This window comes from Labrenzia sp. ATLA3 (genome assembly GCF_057180185.1).
This window is the reverse complement of the sequence record NZ_JBXUKV010000005.1, coordinates 454,576-473,596: the sequence shown is the minus strand read 5'-3', so window position 1 is coordinate 473,596 and position 19,021 is coordinate 454,576. Positions and strand designations below refer to the sequence as shown.

Annotated in this window: 13 protein-coding genes and 5 pseudogenes; 12 read left to right on the top strand and 6 right to left on the bottom strand. The window is 51.9% G+C overall.

Translation table 11 applies throughout. From position 1 onward, the window contains the following. Positions 1-1,172: 1,172 nt before the first annotated feature. The gene (locus AC2A6O_RS16370) at positions 1,173-1,421 is read left to right on the top strand and encodes a hypothetical protein (protein WP_498928608.1); all 249 of its coding nucleotides are present in this window, start codon (positions 1,173-1,175) and stop codon (positions 1,419-1,421) included. Positions 1,422-1,470: 49 nt separating this feature from the next. Here the strand turns inward: AC2A6O_RS16370 and istB are convergent. Beyond that, positions 1,471-2,247, bottom strand: a pseudogene (istB, locus tag AC2A6O_RS16365) (IS21-like element helper ATPase IstB). 25 nt (positions 2,248-2,272) lie between these two features. Continuing rightward, a pseudogene (gene istA / locus AC2A6O_RS16360) lies at positions 2,273-3,799 on the bottom strand (IS21 family transposase). 65 nt (positions 3,800-3,864) lie between these two features. Between istA and AC2A6O_RS16355 the strand changes: the two are divergent. Together AC2A6O_RS16355 and AC2A6O_RS16350 are read left to right on the top strand one after the other, a co-directional pair. Further along, complete coding sequence (locus AC2A6O_RS16355; protein WP_498928760.1) at positions 3,865-4,560, top strand: IS6 family transposase; 696 nt, start codon at positions 3,865-3,867, stop codon at positions 4,558-4,560. Positions 4,561-5,989: 1,429 nt separating this feature from the next. Then, positions 5,990-6,440 (top strand): annotated as a pseudogene (locus AC2A6O_RS16350) (IS6 family transposase); the annotation flags it as partial. 218 nt (positions 6,441-6,658) lie between these two features. Here the strand turns inward: AC2A6O_RS16350 and AC2A6O_RS16345 are convergent. Beyond that, positions 6,659-7,102, bottom strand: a complete 444-nt coding sequence (locus AC2A6O_RS16345) for a hypothetical protein (protein WP_498928606.1) — start codon at positions 7,100-7,102, stop codon at positions 6,659-6,661. A gap of 465 nt (positions 7,103-7,567) precedes the next feature. Next, positions 7,568-8,314, bottom strand: coding sequence for an SDR family NAD(P)-dependent oxidoreductase (locus tag AC2A6O_RS16340; protein WP_498928604.1), 747 nt, complete (start codon positions 8,312-8,314; stop codon positions 7,568-7,570). A gap of 127 nt (positions 8,315-8,441) precedes the next feature. Between AC2A6O_RS16340 and AC2A6O_RS16335 the strand changes: the two genes are divergently transcribed. The 5 genes from AC2A6O_RS16335 to AC2A6O_RS16315 all read left to right on the top strand — a co-directional run bounded on the left by AC2A6O_RS16335 (position 8,442) and on the right by AC2A6O_RS16315 (position 12,775). Next, complete coding sequence (locus AC2A6O_RS16335) at positions 8,442-9,056, top strand: TetR/AcrR family transcriptional regulator (protein ID WP_498928602.1); 615 nt, start codon at positions 8,442-8,444, stop codon at positions 9,054-9,056. A 405-nt stretch (positions 9,057-9,461) separates the two neighbouring features. Then, positions 9,462-10,160 (top strand): alpha/beta hydrolase, encoded by a 699-nt coding sequence (locus tag AC2A6O_RS16330; protein WP_148587540.1) that lies wholly within the window; start codon positions 9,462-9,464, stop codon positions 10,158-10,160. A gap of 43 nt (positions 10,161-10,203) precedes the next feature. Beyond that, positions 10,204-11,913, top strand: a complete 1,710-nt coding sequence (locus AC2A6O_RS16325; RefSeq protein ID WP_498928600.1) for a sensor histidine kinase — start codon at positions 10,204-10,206, stop codon at positions 11,911-11,913. Continuing rightward, positions 11,910-12,518: a response regulator gene (locus tag AC2A6O_RS16320; RefSeq protein ID WP_498928598.1), complete on the top strand. Its 609-nt coding sequence runs from the start codon at positions 11,910-11,912 to the stop codon at positions 12,516-12,518. Before AC2A6O_RS16325 ends, AC2A6O_RS16320 begins: the two co-directional genes overlap by 4 nt. 134 nt (positions 12,519-12,652) lie before the next feature. Next, positions 12,653-12,775: a helix-turn-helix domain-containing protein gene (locus tag AC2A6O_RS16315; protein ID WP_498928596.1), complete on the top strand. Its 123-nt coding sequence runs from the start codon at positions 12,653-12,655 to the stop codon at positions 12,773-12,775. A gap of 62 nt (positions 12,776-12,837) precedes the next feature. Here the strand turns inward: AC2A6O_RS16315 and AC2A6O_RS16310 are convergent, their stop codons facing one another. After that, positions 12,838-13,080, bottom strand: a complete 243-nt coding sequence (locus AC2A6O_RS16310; RefSeq protein ID WP_498928594.1) for a WGR domain-containing protein — start codon at positions 13,078-13,080, stop codon at positions 12,838-12,840. A gap of 1,345 nt (positions 13,081-14,425) precedes the next feature. On the opposite strand from AC2A6O_RS16310, the pseudogene AC2A6O_RS16305 reads away from it, so the two are divergent. The 4 genes and pseudogenes from AC2A6O_RS16305 to AC2A6O_RS16290 all read left to right on the top strand — a co-directional run. Next, positions 14,426-14,596, top strand: a pseudogene (locus AC2A6O_RS16305) (IS6 family transposase); the annotation flags it as partial. A 61-nt stretch (positions 14,597-14,657) separates the two neighbouring features. Beyond that, positions 14,658-14,792, top strand: a complete 135-nt coding sequence (locus AC2A6O_RS16300; protein WP_498928592.1) for a hypothetical protein — start codon at positions 14,658-14,660, stop codon at positions 14,790-14,792. Positions 14,793-15,574: 782 nt separating this feature from the next. After that, complete coding sequence (locus AC2A6O_RS16295; protein ID WP_498928590.1) at positions 15,575-16,057, top strand: hypothetical protein; 483 nt, start codon at positions 15,575-15,577, stop codon at positions 16,055-16,057. Positions 16,058-16,214: 157 nt separating this feature from the next. Next, a pseudogene (locus AC2A6O_RS16290) lies at positions 16,215-16,927 on the top strand (IS6 family transposase); the annotation flags it as partial. A gap of 190 nt (positions 16,928-17,117) precedes the next feature. On the opposite strand, the gene AC2A6O_RS16285 reads toward AC2A6O_RS16290, so the two are convergent. Then, positions 17,118-19,007, bottom strand: a complete 1,890-nt coding sequence (locus tag AC2A6O_RS16285) for a potassium transporter Kup (RefSeq protein ID WP_498928588.1) — start codon at positions 19,005-19,007, stop codon at positions 17,118-17,120. Positions 19,008-19,021 lie beyond the last annotated feature (14 nt).

Here is a 19,021-nt window from a genome sequence, read left to right as displayed (position 1 = left end):
GATGCCGAAAAGAGGACGTCCGGCGCGGTTGCGGTGGAGCTTCCCGGAAGTCTGAATGGTGCTTGGACAAATAGTGGGGCGATTGGTGACATTTGTTGAGATCGGCTTAGGTCGGGTGTCCCCCTCGTTAAATAGCCATATCTGACGATGAGTCCGGAACAAGTTTCGGCGGTACATATAAACTCCGCGCGTGTGACGAACGACTTATCCGTGGGTCTTCGAATAACTTTGAGATCGCCAAGAGTACCTGCCGCCACAAGGATGCTGGCGCCAGATGCTACGGTTTCACCAAACCTTGCCGGTACGTGTCCAGGCTGCAGGCTATGACGCGCATCTCCAGCCTGGTTAAGCCGCTCCGCTTTGAGTTTTGTCGACATGACAATTAGAGACGCGCCATACAGATTGCCGGGGCGAATGCATCGGTTGAGACACCGTCACGAAATGAGCGGTACGGCGCAGAATGGGGGCGGTATTGTGAGGGGCAACAGCGATTTCTCCGATGAGGTGATGGACAGGTCTACTGGGCAGGACCCTGTAGAGTTGGAAGCCCCCGCAGACGGAAAAGCCGCGGCTTCAGATAAGCCAAGTCACCGAAGTGCAGTTGGATCGGAGACAGATTGCCGGGCAGCAATCCAACAGGCGCGCGTGTACCTTGTTCGCACGATGCTTCAGGATATTGGGTTTTCTGAAGACAAGCTTAGACGATCCTCAATAAGGCGACGCCAAAACCGTAGCTTTTCAAGCTAATTTCGCCTACCCGGACATTCTCAATGAGATTTCTAAAACAGGCTAGACACAATCCAAAAATGCATTGGAAGTTTACATGCACATCGTGAAAAGAATTCTATATTTCTGCCGCGACCACCCAATTCTTTTTTTCGTAGCAGCGTATTCCCTAATAGGAGTAACGTTTATTGGAGCGGGTTATACGTCCCTAAACTACGTCAATCCTTTATTGAAAGAAGAGGCAAACATATTTTTTTCCATTGCAGCGCTGTCCCTACCAATTATCCCTCTTTTTTATTTAGTTTCGGCTCTTTTTTTTGAGTTCTATTTCTCCTTCTTTCTAATTCTACTAGGCCTTCGAGAGAGAGGCGATCCAAACAATAGGCCATATCTACAGCGGCTCATTAAAAAATTTGAGAAATATTAGAAGAAAATGAGGTAAAGACATGGCTCCCCGAACAGTAAAATCTTCAAATTTTCCTTCACAAATCTCTGGCGCTTCAAAGGAATTGATTGACTGGGATGGGGGAGGTTTCGGCTTCAGCCTGCCAGCGCCCATTACAATGGCACTCGGCGTACCAACAAAGAGTTTTTCGGTTGCGGCTGTTGAGGCAAAATTCCTGGGAGGCAAAGGCGATTTTTCCTACGACCCGTCAACGGAGACCATTAAATTAACAGGAGAGTTAGGCTGTTGATTTCCATTGAGAACTGACCCGGCGTTTCCACCGAGAATTGCCCCGCCTTTTAGGTATGTTTCGGGTCTGTGGGTTCGGTCAAGTTCTTAGCTTTCTCCTTCTTCGTTTTGGGTTCATGTGCGGAGCTGTTCTTGAAGCGGAAGCTGTCGTTTCCGGTTTCAAGGATGTGGCAGTGGTGGGTTAGCCGGTCGAGCAGCGCGGTTGTCATCTTGGCATCGCCGAAGACGCTGGCCCATTCGCTGAAGCTCAGGTTGGTCGTAATGATGACGCTGGTTCGCTCATAGAGCTAGCTCAGCAAGTGGAAGAGCAGAGCGCCCCCGGACGCGCTGAACGGCAGATACCCCAGTTCGTCGAGAATCACGAGATCGGAATGGACGAGCCGGTTGGCGATCTGCCCCGCCTTGCCGTGGGCTTTCTCCTGTTCCAGTGCATTGACCAGTTCAACGGTCGAGAAGAACCGGACACGCTTGTGGTGATGCTCGATAGCCTGGATGCCGATTGCGGTGGCGATGTGCGTCTTGCCGGTGCCAGGGGCACCGACCAGGACGATATTGTTGGCGTCGTCGAGGAATTCGCAGCGATGGAGTTGGCGCACGAGGGCCTCGTTGATCTCGCTGCTGGCGAAGTCTAAGCCATTCAGATCGCGGTAGGCTGGAAAGCGCGCGATCTTGAGCTGATAGGCCGTGGATCATACCTCCCGTTCCGCCGTCTCCGCCTTAAGAAGCTGTGACAGGATCGGGATGGCTGCCTCGAACGCCGGCGATCCCTGTTCGGTCAGTTCACCGATAGCCTGAGCCATGCCGTGCATCTTGAGGCTCCTCAGCATGATGACGATCGCACCGCTTGCTGGATTATGACGCCTGGCGAGCCTCCGGCTTTCTCAGGGCATCGTAGCGCTCGACATTGGCCCTGGGCTCATTGGCGAGCGTCAGAGCCTGAGGTGCATTCACGGTTGGAGGCGAGAGGGATTTGCCGTCAACCAGGCGATGCAGCAGGTTCAGGATGTGGGTTTCGTTTGGAACACCCGACTTCAGCGCCATATCGACAGCCGACAGGACAGCCTGCTCGTCGTGCTGGAGGACAAGGGCCAGGATATCGGCCATCTCGCGAGCCCCACCCGGCTTCTTGAGCAGTTATTGCTGCAAGGTCCGGAATGCGTCGGGAAGCTCGGTGAACGATGCGCCGTTGCGAAGAGCACCGGGCTTGCGTTGCACGACCGCCAGATAATGCCGCCAATCATAGATGGTGTGCCCAGGCCGATCATGGGAACGATCGATGACGCTGCGGTGTTCGCAGATGATCTGACCTTCCGCTGCGACAACGATACGATCCGGGTAGACGCGCAAGCTGACTGGCCGATTGGCGAAGGATGCCGGGACGCTGTAGCGATTGCGCTCCAGATGCACGAGGCAGGTTGGCGAGACTCGCTTTGTGTATTCGACAAAGCCGTCGAACGGCCTGGAAACGGGCATCAGGGCAAGGACTTCCTCAGCCAGGATGTCGGCGATAGTGCCTCTCATCTGACCCTGCGGGGTCTGTGCCCATAGTTCCTTGCAGCGCTGCTCCAGCCACTCGTTCAAAGCTTCCAGTGATGGAAAGCGGGGCGTGGGCTGCCAAAGCCGATGCCGGGCGTCCTGAACGTTCTTCTCGACCTGCCCCTTCTCCCAGCCGGAAGCCGGATTGCAGAACTCCGGCTCGAACAGGTAGTGGCTAGCCATAGATTGGAAACGGACATTGACGTCACGCTCCTTGCCACGTCCGACCTTATTGATCGCCGTCTTCATGTTGTCGTAGATGCCGCGCCCCGGCACGCCGCCGAAGACGCGGAAGGCATGATTGTGGGCGTCGAACAGCATCTCGTGCGTCTGTAGGAGGTAGGCCCGGACGACGAATGCGCGGCTGTAGCTCAGCTTCGTGTGGGCAACTTGCAGCTTGGTGCGCTCGTTGCCGATGATCGCCCAATCCTCCGACCAATCGAACTGGAAGGCTTCGCCCGGTTCGAACGCCAGGGGCACAAACGTGCCGCGGCCACTCGTCTGCAATTCCCGTTGCCGATCCTCACGCCATTCCCGGGCGAAGGCTGCCACGCGATTGTAGGACCCCTCATAGCCAAGGCTGACCAGATCCGCATGCAGCTGCTTCATCGTCCGCTTCTGCTTGCGGCTCTTTTTGGCTTCCGTCTTCAGCCAGGCCGATAACCGGTCCGCAAACGGGTCAAGCTTGCTCGGCCGCTCTGGTACTTGGAACTTCGGCTCCACGCCACCGGATCGCAGGTATTTGCGGATGGTATTCCGGGACAGGCCAGTCCTGCGGCAAATCTCCCGGATAGATAAATGCTCTCGAAAATGCCAGCGCCGGATCACGCTCAATAACGCCATGTCGATCACTCCATAGCCCCCGCTGAAAACACGCGGGGAAAGCTTCAAACATGGGTCAATTCTCAATGGAAATATCAGGTCAAGCCGGGTCAGTTCTCAGTGGCAATCAACAGTTCGAGGCCTGGCTGATCATCCAGCCAGTGTCCTGGTACTTGCGGTATCCGCTGAGCTATCGGGACCTGGAGGAAATGTTCCTGGAACGCGGCTTAGAAGTCGACCACAGCACCGTCAACCGTTGGGTTTTGGCATATGCGTCGCTGATCGAAAAGCGGCTACGCCGGTTCCGCAAACCGCACAGTGGCTCGGTTCGCATCGATGAGACCTATGTGTGCGTCAAGGGCCAATGGCGCTATCTGTATCGGGCTATCGACAAGTTCGGAAAGACGCTGGACTTCAGACGTCGGAACAAGGCGGCAGCCACAAAATTCTTCGCTCGCGCCGTTGAAACAAACGGCATGCCGCGCAAGATCGTGATTGATAAGAGCGGTGCCAACACTGCCGGCATCAACGAAATCAATCGGATGTTGACGCGGTTCTGCTGCCCGGTCCCGATCGAGATTGTGCGGATCAAATACCTAAATAACATCGTTGAGCAGGATCACCGTTTTATTAAACGCCGGACCCGACCCATGCTCGGCTTCAAGTCGTTCGAGGCCGCCGCCTCGACGCTGGCTGGCATCGAGGTTGCCAGCATGATCCGCAAGGGGCAGTTCGTAGGCGAAGTCTGTCCTTTTAAGCAATTCGCGAACTTCGCCGTCTGATCTAGGTATTACACGGGCCCCTATTTGCAGCAGACAAATATTTGCGACAAAAACTTATATCAGCTTTGATTGCTATTATTAGGCTTAAAGGCAGTCGGCTGGCGAATGGCGTGTCTGCTAATTTTGCTTTGCGGTGAGTAAACAGTATGAAAAAAGTTTTGGCGGAATATTATGATGAAAATAAAATACTTATATTTGCAGCTACACTTGGCTTATTATATTATTTTTATAGAAAAATTACCGGAACAGACTCATGGTATACTGGAAAGGTTCTGATTGCAGTGTTTTTTTCTTTTGTTTATTTATTTATCATCTTCATTTTAAAGATGAAAAAGAATAGGATCTAAATATTTCTGAGAAAGCATCAATAAGTAGAACACCTTTTTAAAGCTCTAGAACATCCTCGAACAATCTCTTTGGTGGAAATATGGCAAATCCAAATGGAGTAATTCAACCGCACCCTCTAGGCGGTTTTTTTCTCACGGCGGCACCAAATTTACTAGCTCTCCATATGGCCGTGACATTGGGCCGTCAATTTTCACTCTGGAAAACTTAAACGAGGCTACCGGCGGAGCTTTAAGCAGTTTTGTCAGTGAGGCAGGTGGGGCCTAGGCGGAAGCCAAGGGAATCTCGTTTGGAGTAAAGATTGTCGGCAACGCTGTAGGGTTTCTAGGCATTGGTCTTGATGCATATATTCGAAGCAGCGATGACAAAGGGCTTACAGAGAATGAGAAGGCTGTTCGTCAACCAGAGCGGTTCGGGCTGATCTATGCCGTGCCGACATACAAATCATCAGCGCATGATTTGACTTGGAGTAAATTCGCAGGAAACGACAATGCGCAGAATACTTAGAGACTTTTACGAAGAAAATAGTTGTGTAGTAATCATAACAGTTTTTCAATAGCATTTTTCTTGGGAATATTTTTCTTTGGAACGGGCTCTAGATATTTATGGAAATTGTTTGGGGTCATATTGTTTTCAATTGCTTATTTGATTTATCGACTTGTCGTAATTTACAATAAGAGAGGCTAAGTTGAGATTTTTTAAATCAGCCATGCCGGGGAGAGCTCTTTATGTTTAGCATCTGATGAAATTAAGAAGTCGAAACAGGGTTGCTGTTTCAATGAGCAATTCGAAGCTAAATAAGTGGAGCTATATAGTATTGAATGCCTCCTTGGCACTATTTTTAATTTTTTATTTGCTTAAAATTGAATCATCATATAACGGGAAATTTTTTGGCACTTACGTTCTATATTTTATCTTGTTTGATTTTTCAAATTCGTGAGTATTTAAGTTTAAATGGATAGTTTGACTAATATTGGTTTTTCTTTGGCGGATAACTGCTGGGCCTGTCGCAAAGATTGTCGTGTTGACCACGCCTTGAGATTTGGTTGTTGAAAGGGCGCTCTAGAAATTGGAGTTCCACGTCATGCTTCTGAGTGTCATCGTTGAAAAACTGAAACGCCAATCGACGGATGACTTCAACGGCAGACAGTTCGAGGCCTGGCTGATCATCCAGCCAGTGTCCTGGTACTTGCGGTATCCGCTGAACTATCGGGATCTGGAGGAAATGTTCCGGCTTAGAAGTCGATCACAGCACCGTCAACCGGTGGGTTTTGGCATATGCGTCGCTGATCGAAAAGCGGCTACGCCGGTTCCGCAAACCGCACTGCGGCTCGGTTTGCATCGATGAGACCTATGTGCGCGTCAAGGGCCAATGACGCTATATGTATCGGGCTATCGACAAGTTCGGAAAGACGCTGGACTTCATGCTGCCCAGACGTCGGAACAAGGCGGCAGCCACAAAATTCTTCGCTCGCGCCGTTGAAACAAACGGTATGCCGCGCAAGATCGTGATTGATAAGAGCGGTGCTAACACCGCCAGCATCAACGAAATCAATCGGATGTTGAACGCGGTTCGGTTGCCCGGCCCCAATCGAGAATGCGCAGAATACTTAGAGATTTTTGCGAAGACAATAGTGTTTTAGTAATCATAACAGTATTTTCTATTGCATTTTTCTTGGGGATATTTTTCTTGGGAACGGGCTCTAAGTATTTGCGGCAGTACCGTTAATTCTAAAATCAACCATAATCAAACTCACCAGTTTTGCAAAATATCTTCAAGCCCAGTCGAAACACGAAAAATTTGTATACCGCTACGATAGCGCTTCTCGCCCCCAATCAAAAACAAGTAAACGTAAATTCCCTTTCCATTCCGACCAGTGAATTCAAGTATACTTTTTGCCGCCAAAGGCGGAATTTCTAAGCTCATCAGTTCTCTGCAAGAACTAAACCCAGTAGGAGAATATTCTTTTAGATTTGAAAGAAGCTTGTCAAAACTTTCGCTTTCTTGTGAAAATATATCTTTCCCAATCACTTCCTTTAGTTTCTGATAGTCGCCTTCATTTAAGGCTTGCACCACCCCGTTTACAGACTTACTCCAGTCGCGCCCATTGACTTCACAAGCACCGGCAACGTCACAAGCAAAAACAAAAAAAACAAGAAATTGAAGCAGAAATATCTTCTTTTGAATTCTATTCATTTTACTTCCTATCCAGCTTCATGATTATTTACCTAAAAGTCATCATCCCGCAGCGCCGGAAGAACCTGTCCGCGTCTTCTGCGTTGTCACCATTGGTGACATGCACCATCACATGGGCGCAACCTCGCGTATTAGCCCAATGGCGTACCGCGTGGACGAGACAGAGGGCGACCTTGCCGCCGAGCAGCGTGTCGGTGAGTCTCTTTCCTGCGCCTCGCGAGGTAATTGGGATCATCAAACAAACTCGGCCAGCCCGGTGGCTTCCGGCCGAGGCGCTTGTTCTCCGAGAGGGCCGTGTGCGACACGCGCTGGTCCCAGAATCTTGTGGTTGTCGTCGAGCAGGTTTTCCAGGACCGCCGAACCGATGAACCCGGTTTGCCGGTCAGAAAAATTCGCATTCCTTATCCCTCGACTTGGCTGCCTTAGAGGCGTGTCCCTGTTAGCAAACAGCCATTCCGAACGTTTTCACCAAGGCACGGTTCCATTTTCATCAGAGAAGGTTCCGGTGGGTCCATCATCGCCGATCAGGGCAAGCCGCACAGGCGCGCGCGCGCCTTCCTCCACGCTGCGCGTGCCTTTAAAATTGTTTAGTGCGGTGGCGGTGAACCCGGGACACGCTGCATTGACCTTGATGTTCGTGCCTTCCAGTGCCAGCGCAAACGCCAGCATCACGGCATGTGCCGCTGTCTTCGACACCGAGTAGTTGCCGAACATCCGCCGGTGCGGATTGACGGGGTCGGAGTTGAACGTCAGCGATGCGCCGGAACTCCCGGTGATGACAATGCGGCCCGCCGGCGACGCCCGCAGAAGCGGAAGCATCGCCTGTGTCACGGCAATCACGCCGAACACATTGGTCTCGAACACCGTTCTTATTTCGGCAAGCGGTGCGTCCGTGAGCAGGTTTGTCCTGACAGCTTCCGCAAAATCCTGATTTGGCTTCGCTCTTGAGATCCCGGCATTGTTCATCAGGATATCAAGGCGACCAAACCGAGAGCGGATGAGAGCGGCTGCCCCCGCGATCGATGCCACATCCGTGACGTCGAGCTGGATGGCGTGGGATCGCCCGCCAATGTCCTTGGCCACCCTCTCGCCCTTTTCTAGATCGCGCGCACCGACAAGCACCGTCAATTCGTTTGCAATCAGTTCCTTGGCGATCTGGAGGCCAATTCCTTGTGTGGCGCCCGTGACGAGAGCAACGCGTTCATCCGACATGATGAATTTCCCTAGTTTGTTCGCTGGCTTTTTCAGACCTGACGACATATTAAACGGAACAGCCTTCCGTCTATATACGGAACATTGTTCCGCTTAACAAGCAGTGATTGGCGAAATGGAAGAATTCATGCCTGGCAGATCGTCGGAACGGACCGTACGCGCAGATGCAAAGCGCAATGTCGAGAAACTGGTGCGGACAGCACGGGACGTGTTCGCGACCTCAGGCGTTGAGGCACCGATGCGCGAGATTGCCGAAAAGGCAGGTGTCGGCGTCGGGACTATCTACCGGAATTTTCCGCAGCGCTCCGATCTGATCGCAGCGGTGTTTCGGAGTGAGGTGGACGCCTGCGCGGATGCTGCGGCCGGTCTTGCGGATGCCTTTTCTCCTGGAGAAGCGCTTGACCGATGGATGCAACGCTATGTCGACTTCATCGTTGCCAAGCGGGGACTGGCTGCTGCCCTGCATTCGGGGGATCCGGCGTTCGAGGCTTTGCCGGCCTACTTCGACAGCAGGTTCGAACCAGCACTGCAGCGATTGCTCGATGCCGCAGTCACTTCCGGAGAAATCAGGCCGGATGCAAATCCATATGATCTCCTGCGCGCGGTGGCGAGCCTGTGTATGCCTGCAAGTGATGGAAATCCATCAGCCGCTCGCCGGTTGGTCGCGCTGCTGGTTGACGGACTGCGTTATCGCGCGGGCGGTTTGCAGGGCACTGCTAATGCTGCTCACAAGCCCGAGTAGATGCCGAGCAAATCTATTCAGGGAGCTCAGGCGCGCTCGTTTCCTGAAACTCGCTGGCCCGCGTCGGCAGAATGGCGTTTGATAAAAAGAGACCTGCCGCCGTTCGGTTCATTTTGACGGTTGTCACTTCTGTCTCTTGACGCATTCTCTATCTTGGGCGCCCCTCAGGTCGCGACATCCAGCGCATCTGGCTCGGTGGGAATTGCAGCCGATGGGCTGAAGAACGTTGCTTTGTGGGCGTGTCGTAACTTTCGCTGAGAGGCAGGATGCGGCGCGGGATGTAAAATTCCGGATTTTCGGAAAGACTTTGCCCAAAGGCAACCGAAACTCAATCCTAAGCCCCTAAAATAATTCACGAAAATCTCAACGCGGCTGTCTGGCACGGTTTCATCTAGGTGACATGCGATGCGCTCCTTCACAATAGATGTCTCACAACTTCAAACTTGGAAATGGCTGGAGGAAGACATCGTGTCGAAATTACCTTTTCTTTTGATTGCAGCGTATCTGTTCACGACGTTTGCCAGTTTTGCAGCAGACGTCGCCCCCCCGGAAAACCTTGTCACCAACGCTGACAGTGACCTCTACATGAGCGATGCCACCTACTTTCCGGCGCAGGGTGCAAAAGCGGTCGTGTGGGTTCCTGGCTTCATCTTCAACAAGGAGAGCTGGTTTCCGCTTGCAAAAACTCTTCAGGAAAAGGGTATTGCCTCTCTGGCAATCAGCGGCAAATCCGCGAACCACGTAAGGCACGCGATCCAGCAACTAGCCCGCCGTGGCCATCTGGAGGTTATTCTCGTCGGTGCCTCGAGTGGTGGCGAGGCTGTCTTGAACGCCATGGAGCAGGTCACGTCCGTTGCCGGAGTGAGGAAGGTCGTCCTGCTTTCACCAGTGCGAGGAAACCCGCTGGACGATTCCGAAGCTGAAAAACTCTTCATCGCGTCAAGCGACGAAAAAGCGATGGCCAATGTACAGCGGCTTTTCGATGGCTCGTTGGAGCCGAAGAGCCTTTATCCGGTGGAAGGCAAGGCACATGCGCAATTCTTGCTCTTTGGAGAAAACAAGGACAAGGTGTCATCAATGATCATTGAATTCATTGAGAAATAGCAACAACAGCGACATGAAGCAGCGTCCCGGCGCGGAAAGTTCTGTGCGTTCCGACAAGACAATCGCCCTCAACTTTACGAGAGCGATTGTCATTGTCCTGACCGCAGCTCTTGCAGGCGGCACCGCGGGGCTGATTAAGGGATACGCGGACGTTACCCGAAATGCCGAACTGAAGCTGGGATTGTTCGCACAGCAAACCGAAGGCCTGCTTGCGAAATACCGTCACATCCCGCTTTTCCTGGCGAGCCATCCGACAGTTGTCACTGCCACGATCAAGGAAACCGGATCCGTGGAACTCGATGACCTGTTACAGCAAACGGTCATTGCAACCAACGCCTTCGGGATTGTTCTGCTGCTCGAAGACGGAAAACCGCTGGCTCATGCTTCCCGAAGGATTTCCGGTCCCGCACCTTCAGAAGCAGGAGCAGAAAAAGCGATTGGGTCCTCCGGAATCCTTGCCTTGAAGCGTCGGTTCACGCTGGACCGGCGCAGCGGAAAACGTCTTTACGAATTCGCCTTTGGAATACGCGACGTCGAAAAGGCGGAGACCGGCACGGTCGCGGTTTATGTCGATCTTGAAGATTTCGAGATCGGCTGGCGATCGCAGTCGGAACTGATCTTTCTGCAAGCGGACGATGGGACTGTCGTTGCCTCGAACGAGGCAGGGCTGCTGATGAAAAAAACGCCGGTCCAAGAATCGGCGATTTTGTCATTGCCCAGGACCTACAGGATCGGCGATTTGCCCGGCTTCTGGCTCGGCACCAGCAAACAGTCTTTTGTCACCGGCACGCGGCTTTATGTTCTCAGTCCGGTGTCGTCACTTTTCAACTATTTCGTCTTTGGCGCGGTCTCGATCGCGGCGATTGCAGCGCTTTTCTTCACGACGTTTCACTACCTGCAGATCCGAAGACATCTCATCTTGAGACGGCTGAACGAAGAACAGTCGGCAAAGGAGCTGCTCGAGCAAGCGGTACAGGAGCGCACGCGGTCTCTGCGGGCGGAAATGGCCCAGCGGAAGGACGCGCAGGACCGCATGAGGCGGCTGCAGGCAGAACTGGCCGAGGGGGAGAAATTGCGTGCGCTCGGCGAGATGTCGGTCACCATTAGCCACGAAATCAATCAGCCCCTGTTTGCCTTGGAGGCGCTGGTTGACACAATCCGGGTTGATCTGGCTGCAGACAATGACCGCTCTCACATTGGCCCCGAGATTGACCGGCTTTCCCAAATCGTCGACCGGATCGGTGATGTCGTGCGGAATCTGAGGGATTTTGCCCGCGATCCTGAGTTTGAGGTCGAGCAGGTAAATCTGCTTCAGTCGGTACGCGACTCCATCGAGCTTTTGGGCATACGGCTTTCGCGTGACGGTGTCGAAGTGGATCTGAAATCCCGGGAGGAGGAAGGGCCAATGGTTGCCGCCGAAACCGTGCGGCTGCAACAAGTCATTGTCAATCTGATGTCGAACGCCGCCGACGCGGCGAAAACGGCACGGTGCCCGCGCGTGGTCGTCGAAGTGGCCCGGGAGGAGAAGGAGGCGACCGTCGCCGTTCGGGATTTCGGCGCAGGTATCGAAAGGATCGAAAAAATCTTCGACCCGTTTTACACGACCAAGCCGACCGGTGAAGGTATGGGATTGGGGTTGTCGATTTCGGCGCGGATCGCAGCGGTGTTCGGCGGCCGTATCACGGCAGCGAATTGTAGCGGCGGCGGTGCCGAATTCACCTTGCATCTTCCGCTGAGGGAGTCCGAGCCATGACCGGGGTTCGCGTTCTTCTTGTCGATGACGACCGGGATGTCCGTGAAACGGTGGCAAGCCGCCTGAGGCAAGAACAGTTCGAAGTGATTTCCTGCACCTACTTCATCGAGGCAGTCGACCATCTTCATGTGCATTTCGAAGGGGTTGTGGTCTCCGATTTCCGCATGCCCGGCAAAGACGGCTTGTGGCTGTTGAACCATTGCCGTTCGGTTGACCCGGAACTGCCGGTTATAATGCTGACGGGCTATGCGGACCGCCGCTTCATTATCGACGCGATTTCCCTGGGTGCAGTCACTGTTCTGGAGAAACCATGTTCAATGAAGACGCTCATAGCCGAGATCCGGGCCGCAAATGACAAGCGCCTTTCTCGACTGGAAGCCCGGTCGCGCAGGGCCAAGAGGCAGCTGCGCTCCTGGATCGGCAAAACGCCAGAGGATGTCAGCCTTTCGGTTCAGATGCAGATGATCGAGAAAACGCTGATAGAAAAATCGCTGAAACGCCATGGCGGCGATATCGAGAATGTTACGAAAGAGCTGAACCTATCGAAAAGTACTCTTTATGAACGCATGCGAAGGGCTGGTATCGACCCAAAGAAATTTCGCTAGGCAAGCGGCCAGGGCGTGTCGCAAAGTTTGTGGAGTTCTGCGTCATGATCCTCACTACCATTGCCGACAAGCTGAAACGCTAATCGAAGGATGACTTCAAAGGCAGACAGTTCGAGGCCTAGCTGATCGTTCCCATGGCGCGCCAGACCCTCGGTGTCACCGCCGCCGCCGTCGACCGCATGATCCGCCAGCTTGGCCCGGCATTGCCACGCGAGCTCACAGGCCGTGACAGATACAGGGCCTGGGGTATTCTGTGAGGATTGAATTATCTGTCAGAGGAAGATCCCATGAAACGTGGGATCAGGCGCCCGCCACTGCCTCACTGCGGACAATACCCGCGCCTTTGTTTTTGCTTCGCCAGGCCCTGCTGATGGGCCACAGCCGATGAGACATCGGCAAAGAGATCCAGCCGCGTCCGTCCCCAGGTGCCCAAACGTCCCCATGTCCGGCGCACGGCAAATCCGCCGAACAGGGTTGGCTCGACCGCCAGGTGGTAGAACCGGTCAATGTTCCGGCCGGGGTCTGCGCGTTTGAGCAGAAGAGGGGTGTCACCAGGTTCCATCCCCCAAGTCTCGAGGACTTCCGATTTGCGGTCCAATGAATCATTGGAATCAAAACGTGAGGAAAGATTCAAACGGATGATGTGTAACGGAAGGGGGGGCGACCAAGTGGGATAAACGTGTCGTGACGACTTAAAAAGCCCCATGATTTTCTCGTCGTCCTGTCAGCCTGTGACTTCCCTCCATCCGATTGTGAAAACCCTTGTTTGCACGATAGCCAGCCCAGGGTGCCGGGCGCACGATCGGCTTGGTATAGCTGTCGGCGATGTAGACCCCGGGCTCGCCGAATTGCGTGACCAGTACGCCGAAGAAACACCAAGCCGCCTTTGCATTGAGATGAAATTGAGCAGGATGTCTTGCGATCATCGTTTAAATCGACAGCCCGCCGCTAGCACAGTCTTTCGCCGTTGGCCGGTATGACGACGGATTCTACGTGCCATTTGTCATTTAGGCGTGGTCGGTCCCGGCGGACACAGGCCACAAACTGTGCGCAAAATCAGTTGACCTACAGCAGCAGGATAGCGAAAAGTGAACCAGAAAGATCTATACAAGGCGAAAATGCTGATAATATTCATATTTATTGGAACAATATTCGGATTCACTTACATGATACTCGATGATAGCTAATATGGTAAGTATATATCAATGTTATTAGTATTTTCCATTTGGATTTTCGGCTTTTTTAAATTTAAGTGATTGGGTTAAAAAGTGGCTGGTGCGGGAAATCACAAGACATCCGGAGATGGTTGGGAGACGGAAATTTACGATTCCATTCTTAGTTGCGGCAGTTTTATTTGGAAAGTAGACGATCTTTCGCGATATTCCGTTTTCTGAAACCAAGGACCGGGCGGTCTATGAAAGGACGGTCGGCAGAAGTTATCGGATTCCCCAAATAAATACAGAAAAACAACAAATCCAGATATTTCAACCCTGAGGGCAAAAGTAAATGAGCAGAAAAACAAATAACCTTATTATAGCCACATGGATGATAATTTCTATTAGTCTCGCCCTGTCAATATATAATGTTTTGAATGGTCGCGAAGATACTTGGGGCTTCGCACTTCAAATTCTTACGCCTTCGTTCTTCTTTTCATTTGCTTATGGTTTATTTGCCAGAGCAGCGTCTCATTTACTTGGGAAAGGGCTTCCCAAGAACAGCTCTGCGCAAACTCTTAAGAGCCAAGACATCGTTTCAACTTTCAAATTTCTTCGAATTTGGGTCGAATTAAAGAATTAGATTAATTATGCCACCTGACAAAACCAAAGAAACTACACAAATTAAGATGTTTCAACTCCACAGAGCGGGTTCTATGTGCAAATTGACAGTATTAGCGCTTCTGTCACCTTATTCCTTTGGCAATAATTTCTGTTCGGCTCTATTTCCGTTTCAATCTGAGCCTGCGCTATGTCGAAGAAATTTTGTTCGAACGGGGCATTGTCGTTTCTATTGAGACCATCCGTCGATGGTGCCGCAAGCACACTAACGAGTATGCGCGTCGTCTGCGCCACAAAGCGCCCTGGGTACCGGCGCGCTGCTCGGCGGCAAGGTAGCGCTGCACCTCTCCCAGGCGGTCGCCATTTGACCAACACGAGAAACTGCGCCGATCTGGTACTGCATGTCACCAATGGTGAAAAGGCTGAAGATGCGGACAAGTTCTTCCGGCGCTGCGGAATGGTGACGGTTAGGGTGAATTATGCCGTGGAAGTGGTGTAATTTACTTTAGCATCGTGCCTAAAATCCAATCCGTAGAATTGTTTGCTGAGCTTCGCGTAGAAAAGGTGTCTAATGACTAATTTTATTGTTTTGTCAGTGTTAGCGACGATTCTTATTTCAATATTATTTTTTGCTTCGTTCCTAGCCAATCTTGGAAATACTTTTAGAAAAAATAAAGAAAATAATATCATATATCGCTTTATTTCCTGTGCACCTGGCAAGGTGATTACTCTTTTCGGCGCCAAAGTCACTTACTTTCGATTAAGCGTCGTCAGTCTTGCGATTTTTTTAATTATAGTTTTTGGTTACTACTTTGCTTTTCATTACTTCTATTAGGGGCGCTAGTAAAGATCCACTGCTTTTTGAGCTAATATCTAGGAACTAAAGATGGCGAACGGAAAAAATCTCAAACTCCGCACGGGCGGAATCTCTCAGGCAGTGCGCCACTGGACTGAGACTAGAAGCTGCAAGCAACTGATGGTGCATGTCACCAATGGCGAGAATGCGGAAGACGCGGTCCGGTTCTTCCGGTGCTGCGGGATGGTGACAGTTGTGTAGGGGGGGGAGATTATGTATCGTAGCCGTCAAGAAACAACAAAAGACATGAGGCCGCAAGAATTATCCATATATTTTTTCTTAGAGTATTATTTATAACTTTGTCTTTATGCACAATTTCAGACGTTTCTATTGCTGAAGAGAGAAGAATTTTTGTTCGGGACGAGATTATTGTTCCATATATTGATATTGAGGACAAGAAATTACGTTCTTTGTCAGAGTCCCTTATGAATATTTTTTCCGTTGCTTCCGGTGTTCAGATTAAGCCAAGTGGAGAGTTGAATTTTTATTTGATAGAGCGAGATAATATTTTATCTAACGATGAATTTAGAAGTAGATACTTGGGAGAAAAATTTGGAGATGATTTTTCAAAGTTCTATTCAGAGGGATTGAGTAGTGAAGACCCATGTTATACGCGATTTTTTGTTGATAAGGATGTTTTTGTTCGGTCGTTTTCTCTTATAGATCAAAGTATAGAAGGCGCTTCTTACGAGCTTTGTGTTGCAAAATCTATTGCATTGGCGTTTGGATTTTATACCAACGAGCCTTATCTGAACATTGGCGAATTCTTGGCACTTTCCATCCCCTACCTCAACGCAATTGGGTCGTGTCGAGACTCGGAAGATGTCCCCAAATGCGTCTTAAGAAAAATAGAAGGTGTTCTTAAATCTAGTGAAATAGAGACCAAATTTTTTGGCGGAAAAAAATAATGGGTGATTGGACAAAAGTAATTGGGACGTATGGGCGGGCGTGCCGCAAGATTGGCGGATTAACCACGCCTCGAGATTTGGCTGCTGAAAGAGCGCTCCTGAATTTGAAGTTCCACGTCATGTTTCTGACTGCCATCGTTGAAAACTGAAACGCTAGTCAAAGGATGACTTCAACGGCAGACAGTTCGAGGCTTGGCTGATCATCCAGGCAATGTGCTGGTACTTGCGTTATCCGCTGAGCTATCGGGACATGGAAGAAATGTTCCAGGGCGCGGGTTTGAGGTGGACCACAGCACCATCAACCGGTGGGTTCTAACCTACGCTCCTCTGATGGAGAAACGGTTGCGAAGTTTCTGCAAACCGCATTGCGGCTCGGTCCGTATCGACGACACCTATGTGCGCATCAAGGGCCAATGGCGCTATCTGTATCGAACCATCTACACGCATGGAAATCCGGTCGATTTCCTGCTTACGGCAAAGCGCAATCTGAATGCAGCCAAATGGTTCTTTTGAAAAATGTTGAAGGATGCGCCGCTGTTGTCACCAGGCAAAATTGGCACAGATGGTGCCTGCACGTTTCCTGCCGCCATCGGGGACGCGGTTGACGGCGGTTTGCTTGCTTCTGATCCGGTGAACTATGTGACCAAGTATTTGCAACAAGGCATTGAGAGCGGCCATTTCAGGCTGAAGAAAAATATGCAGAAGGTCGGCGGGCTCCGCTCGTTTAACTCAGCCAGAAATTCCATCGCCGGTTTTGAAGCCATGCTGTGGCTCAAAAAGGGCTTCGGCTTGACCGGTCAGTGGAGCGTCCGCGAACAGAACGATCTGCTTGCGGTGCTCTTCGGAATCGAGAAAGGGAACGAAGCCTGAAAGTCGTTCCCAAAACAGGAGACGTCCGTCTGCGATCACTGCAACATGCCCGGATCGTCGTGCCGCGCATCGCTGGCGCAGCTTCAAGCTGTCGTACGATCCGGTCTTCGCCGAGAAACTCACAGGTATCGTGGGTCTCCATGTCGATCCGCCGACTGATGCGGTGGTGTTGGCATGCTGCCGCTTCAGGCTAAACAATGATCTGTCTCCCGATGGAGATCACCCGGTCAGGCGGCAGGTTAAATTTATCAATCGATTGAGCCGAGTTGCGCCAAAGGAATGCGAACATCGTGCTTCGAACCCGCTCGAAGAATGGTGTCTCGCGTGCCGAGAGGATTGTGTCATGCCCGACATAGAAAATGGCTTCATCCAAAGAGATGTCTAGCCCGAGCGTCTCGCTTAACCTCATCGCAATGGGTAAGTTCGGGTTCTGCATAAACCCATAGTGAAATGTGATGTGATAAAACCCGGACGCAAGCTCCACGATTTCGGCGCGCTCCGCACTTGGTACCCGTGGCACGTCTTCGACCAGAACGGTCATGAACACGACCCGTTCATGCAACGCCGGAGCGTATTCGAGATCCTTCAGGAGAACCGCGGGGACATAGTCGCCCGGTGGCGTCAGATAGACAGCAGTACCGGGAATACGGGCCGGCGGATTGGCTGTGATCCGCTCGAAGAAGTCCGTGAGCGGTTCCCTGTCTCGAGTGTTCAGGTCACGCACTCGCGCCATACCGAAGCGCCATGTTGCCATGATTGCGAAGACCAGAAAAGCAACGACGATCGGGTACCACCCGCCTTCTAGGAACTTGAACAGATTGGCGCCCAGAAACGCCATATCGATGACGAGGAACGCTGCGGCGAGCACCCCCGCGAGCAGCGGATTCCAGTTAAAGCGTCGGGCAACGAAGTAGGCAAGACAGGTGGTAATCACCATGTCCATCGAAACGGCCAGACCATAGGCAGCAGCCAGATTGTCCGATGTTCGGAAGGCAAGCACCAGGCCGACCGTCGCGACCATCAGCACCCAATTTACCACCGGAATATAAATCTGACCGATCTGTTCGCGGTCGGTCTGAAGTATGCGCAATGATGGCATTTGACCGAGACGTATGGCTTGGCGGGTCAACGAGAAGACCCCGGAAATAACTGCCTGCGACGCGATGATGGTGGCAACGGTCGAAAGAGCTACAAGCGGGTAATGTGCCCAATCCGGGCTGAGCCCGTAGAACGGATGTGCGACAAAGCCGGGCTCGTGGAGAACGATCGCTCCCTGACCGAAATAATTCAACAAAAGGCAGGGGAGCGCGACGACAAACCAAGCCAACCGAATTGGGGTACGTCCGAAATGACCCATGTCTGCATAGAGCGCCTCCGCGCCTGTGACCGCGAGGAAGACCGTGCCAAGGATTATGACCCCCATGACACCATTGCCGAATAGAAAACTGATTCCGTGGAGGGGGTTCAGCGCTATGAGCACACCGGGGTAGTGCAGGATACCGCGTATTCCGATCAGGCCAAGAACGAGGAACCAGATCAACATAACAGGTCCAAAGAGTGCCCCGATCCGGCTCGTGCCCTTGTACTGAAACGCAAAGAGCACCAGGAGAATGCTGACTGTGACCGGAATGACGAAATGATCGAAACGCGTTGTCTCAACTGTCAAGCCTTCGACAGCACTGAGAACCGAAATCGCAGGCGTGATCGTGCCGTCCCCGAAAAGGAGTGCGGCACCGAAGAGGCCCATGATCATCAGAACATTTCGTTGAGTTCCGGGTGCCGCAACCCAGGGGTTGAGTAAGGCGACGAGTGCGATGATCCCGCCTTCACCGTTGTTGTCCGCTTTGAGTACAAACCAAAGATACTTGATCGAAACGACAAGGATCAGCGCCCAAACGATCAGCGAAAGAACGCCAAGGACATTAGCTGGCGTGGCCGTTACGAATTCACTTCCGTTGAAGGCCTGCTTGAAAGCATAGAGAGGACTGGTTCCAATGTCGCCATATACGATACCGAGTGCAGCAAGAGATAGCTTGGATGCGGACTTGCGGGATTCTGTTTCAGGTATATTCGAGGTCAAAATTTAGCTTTCCG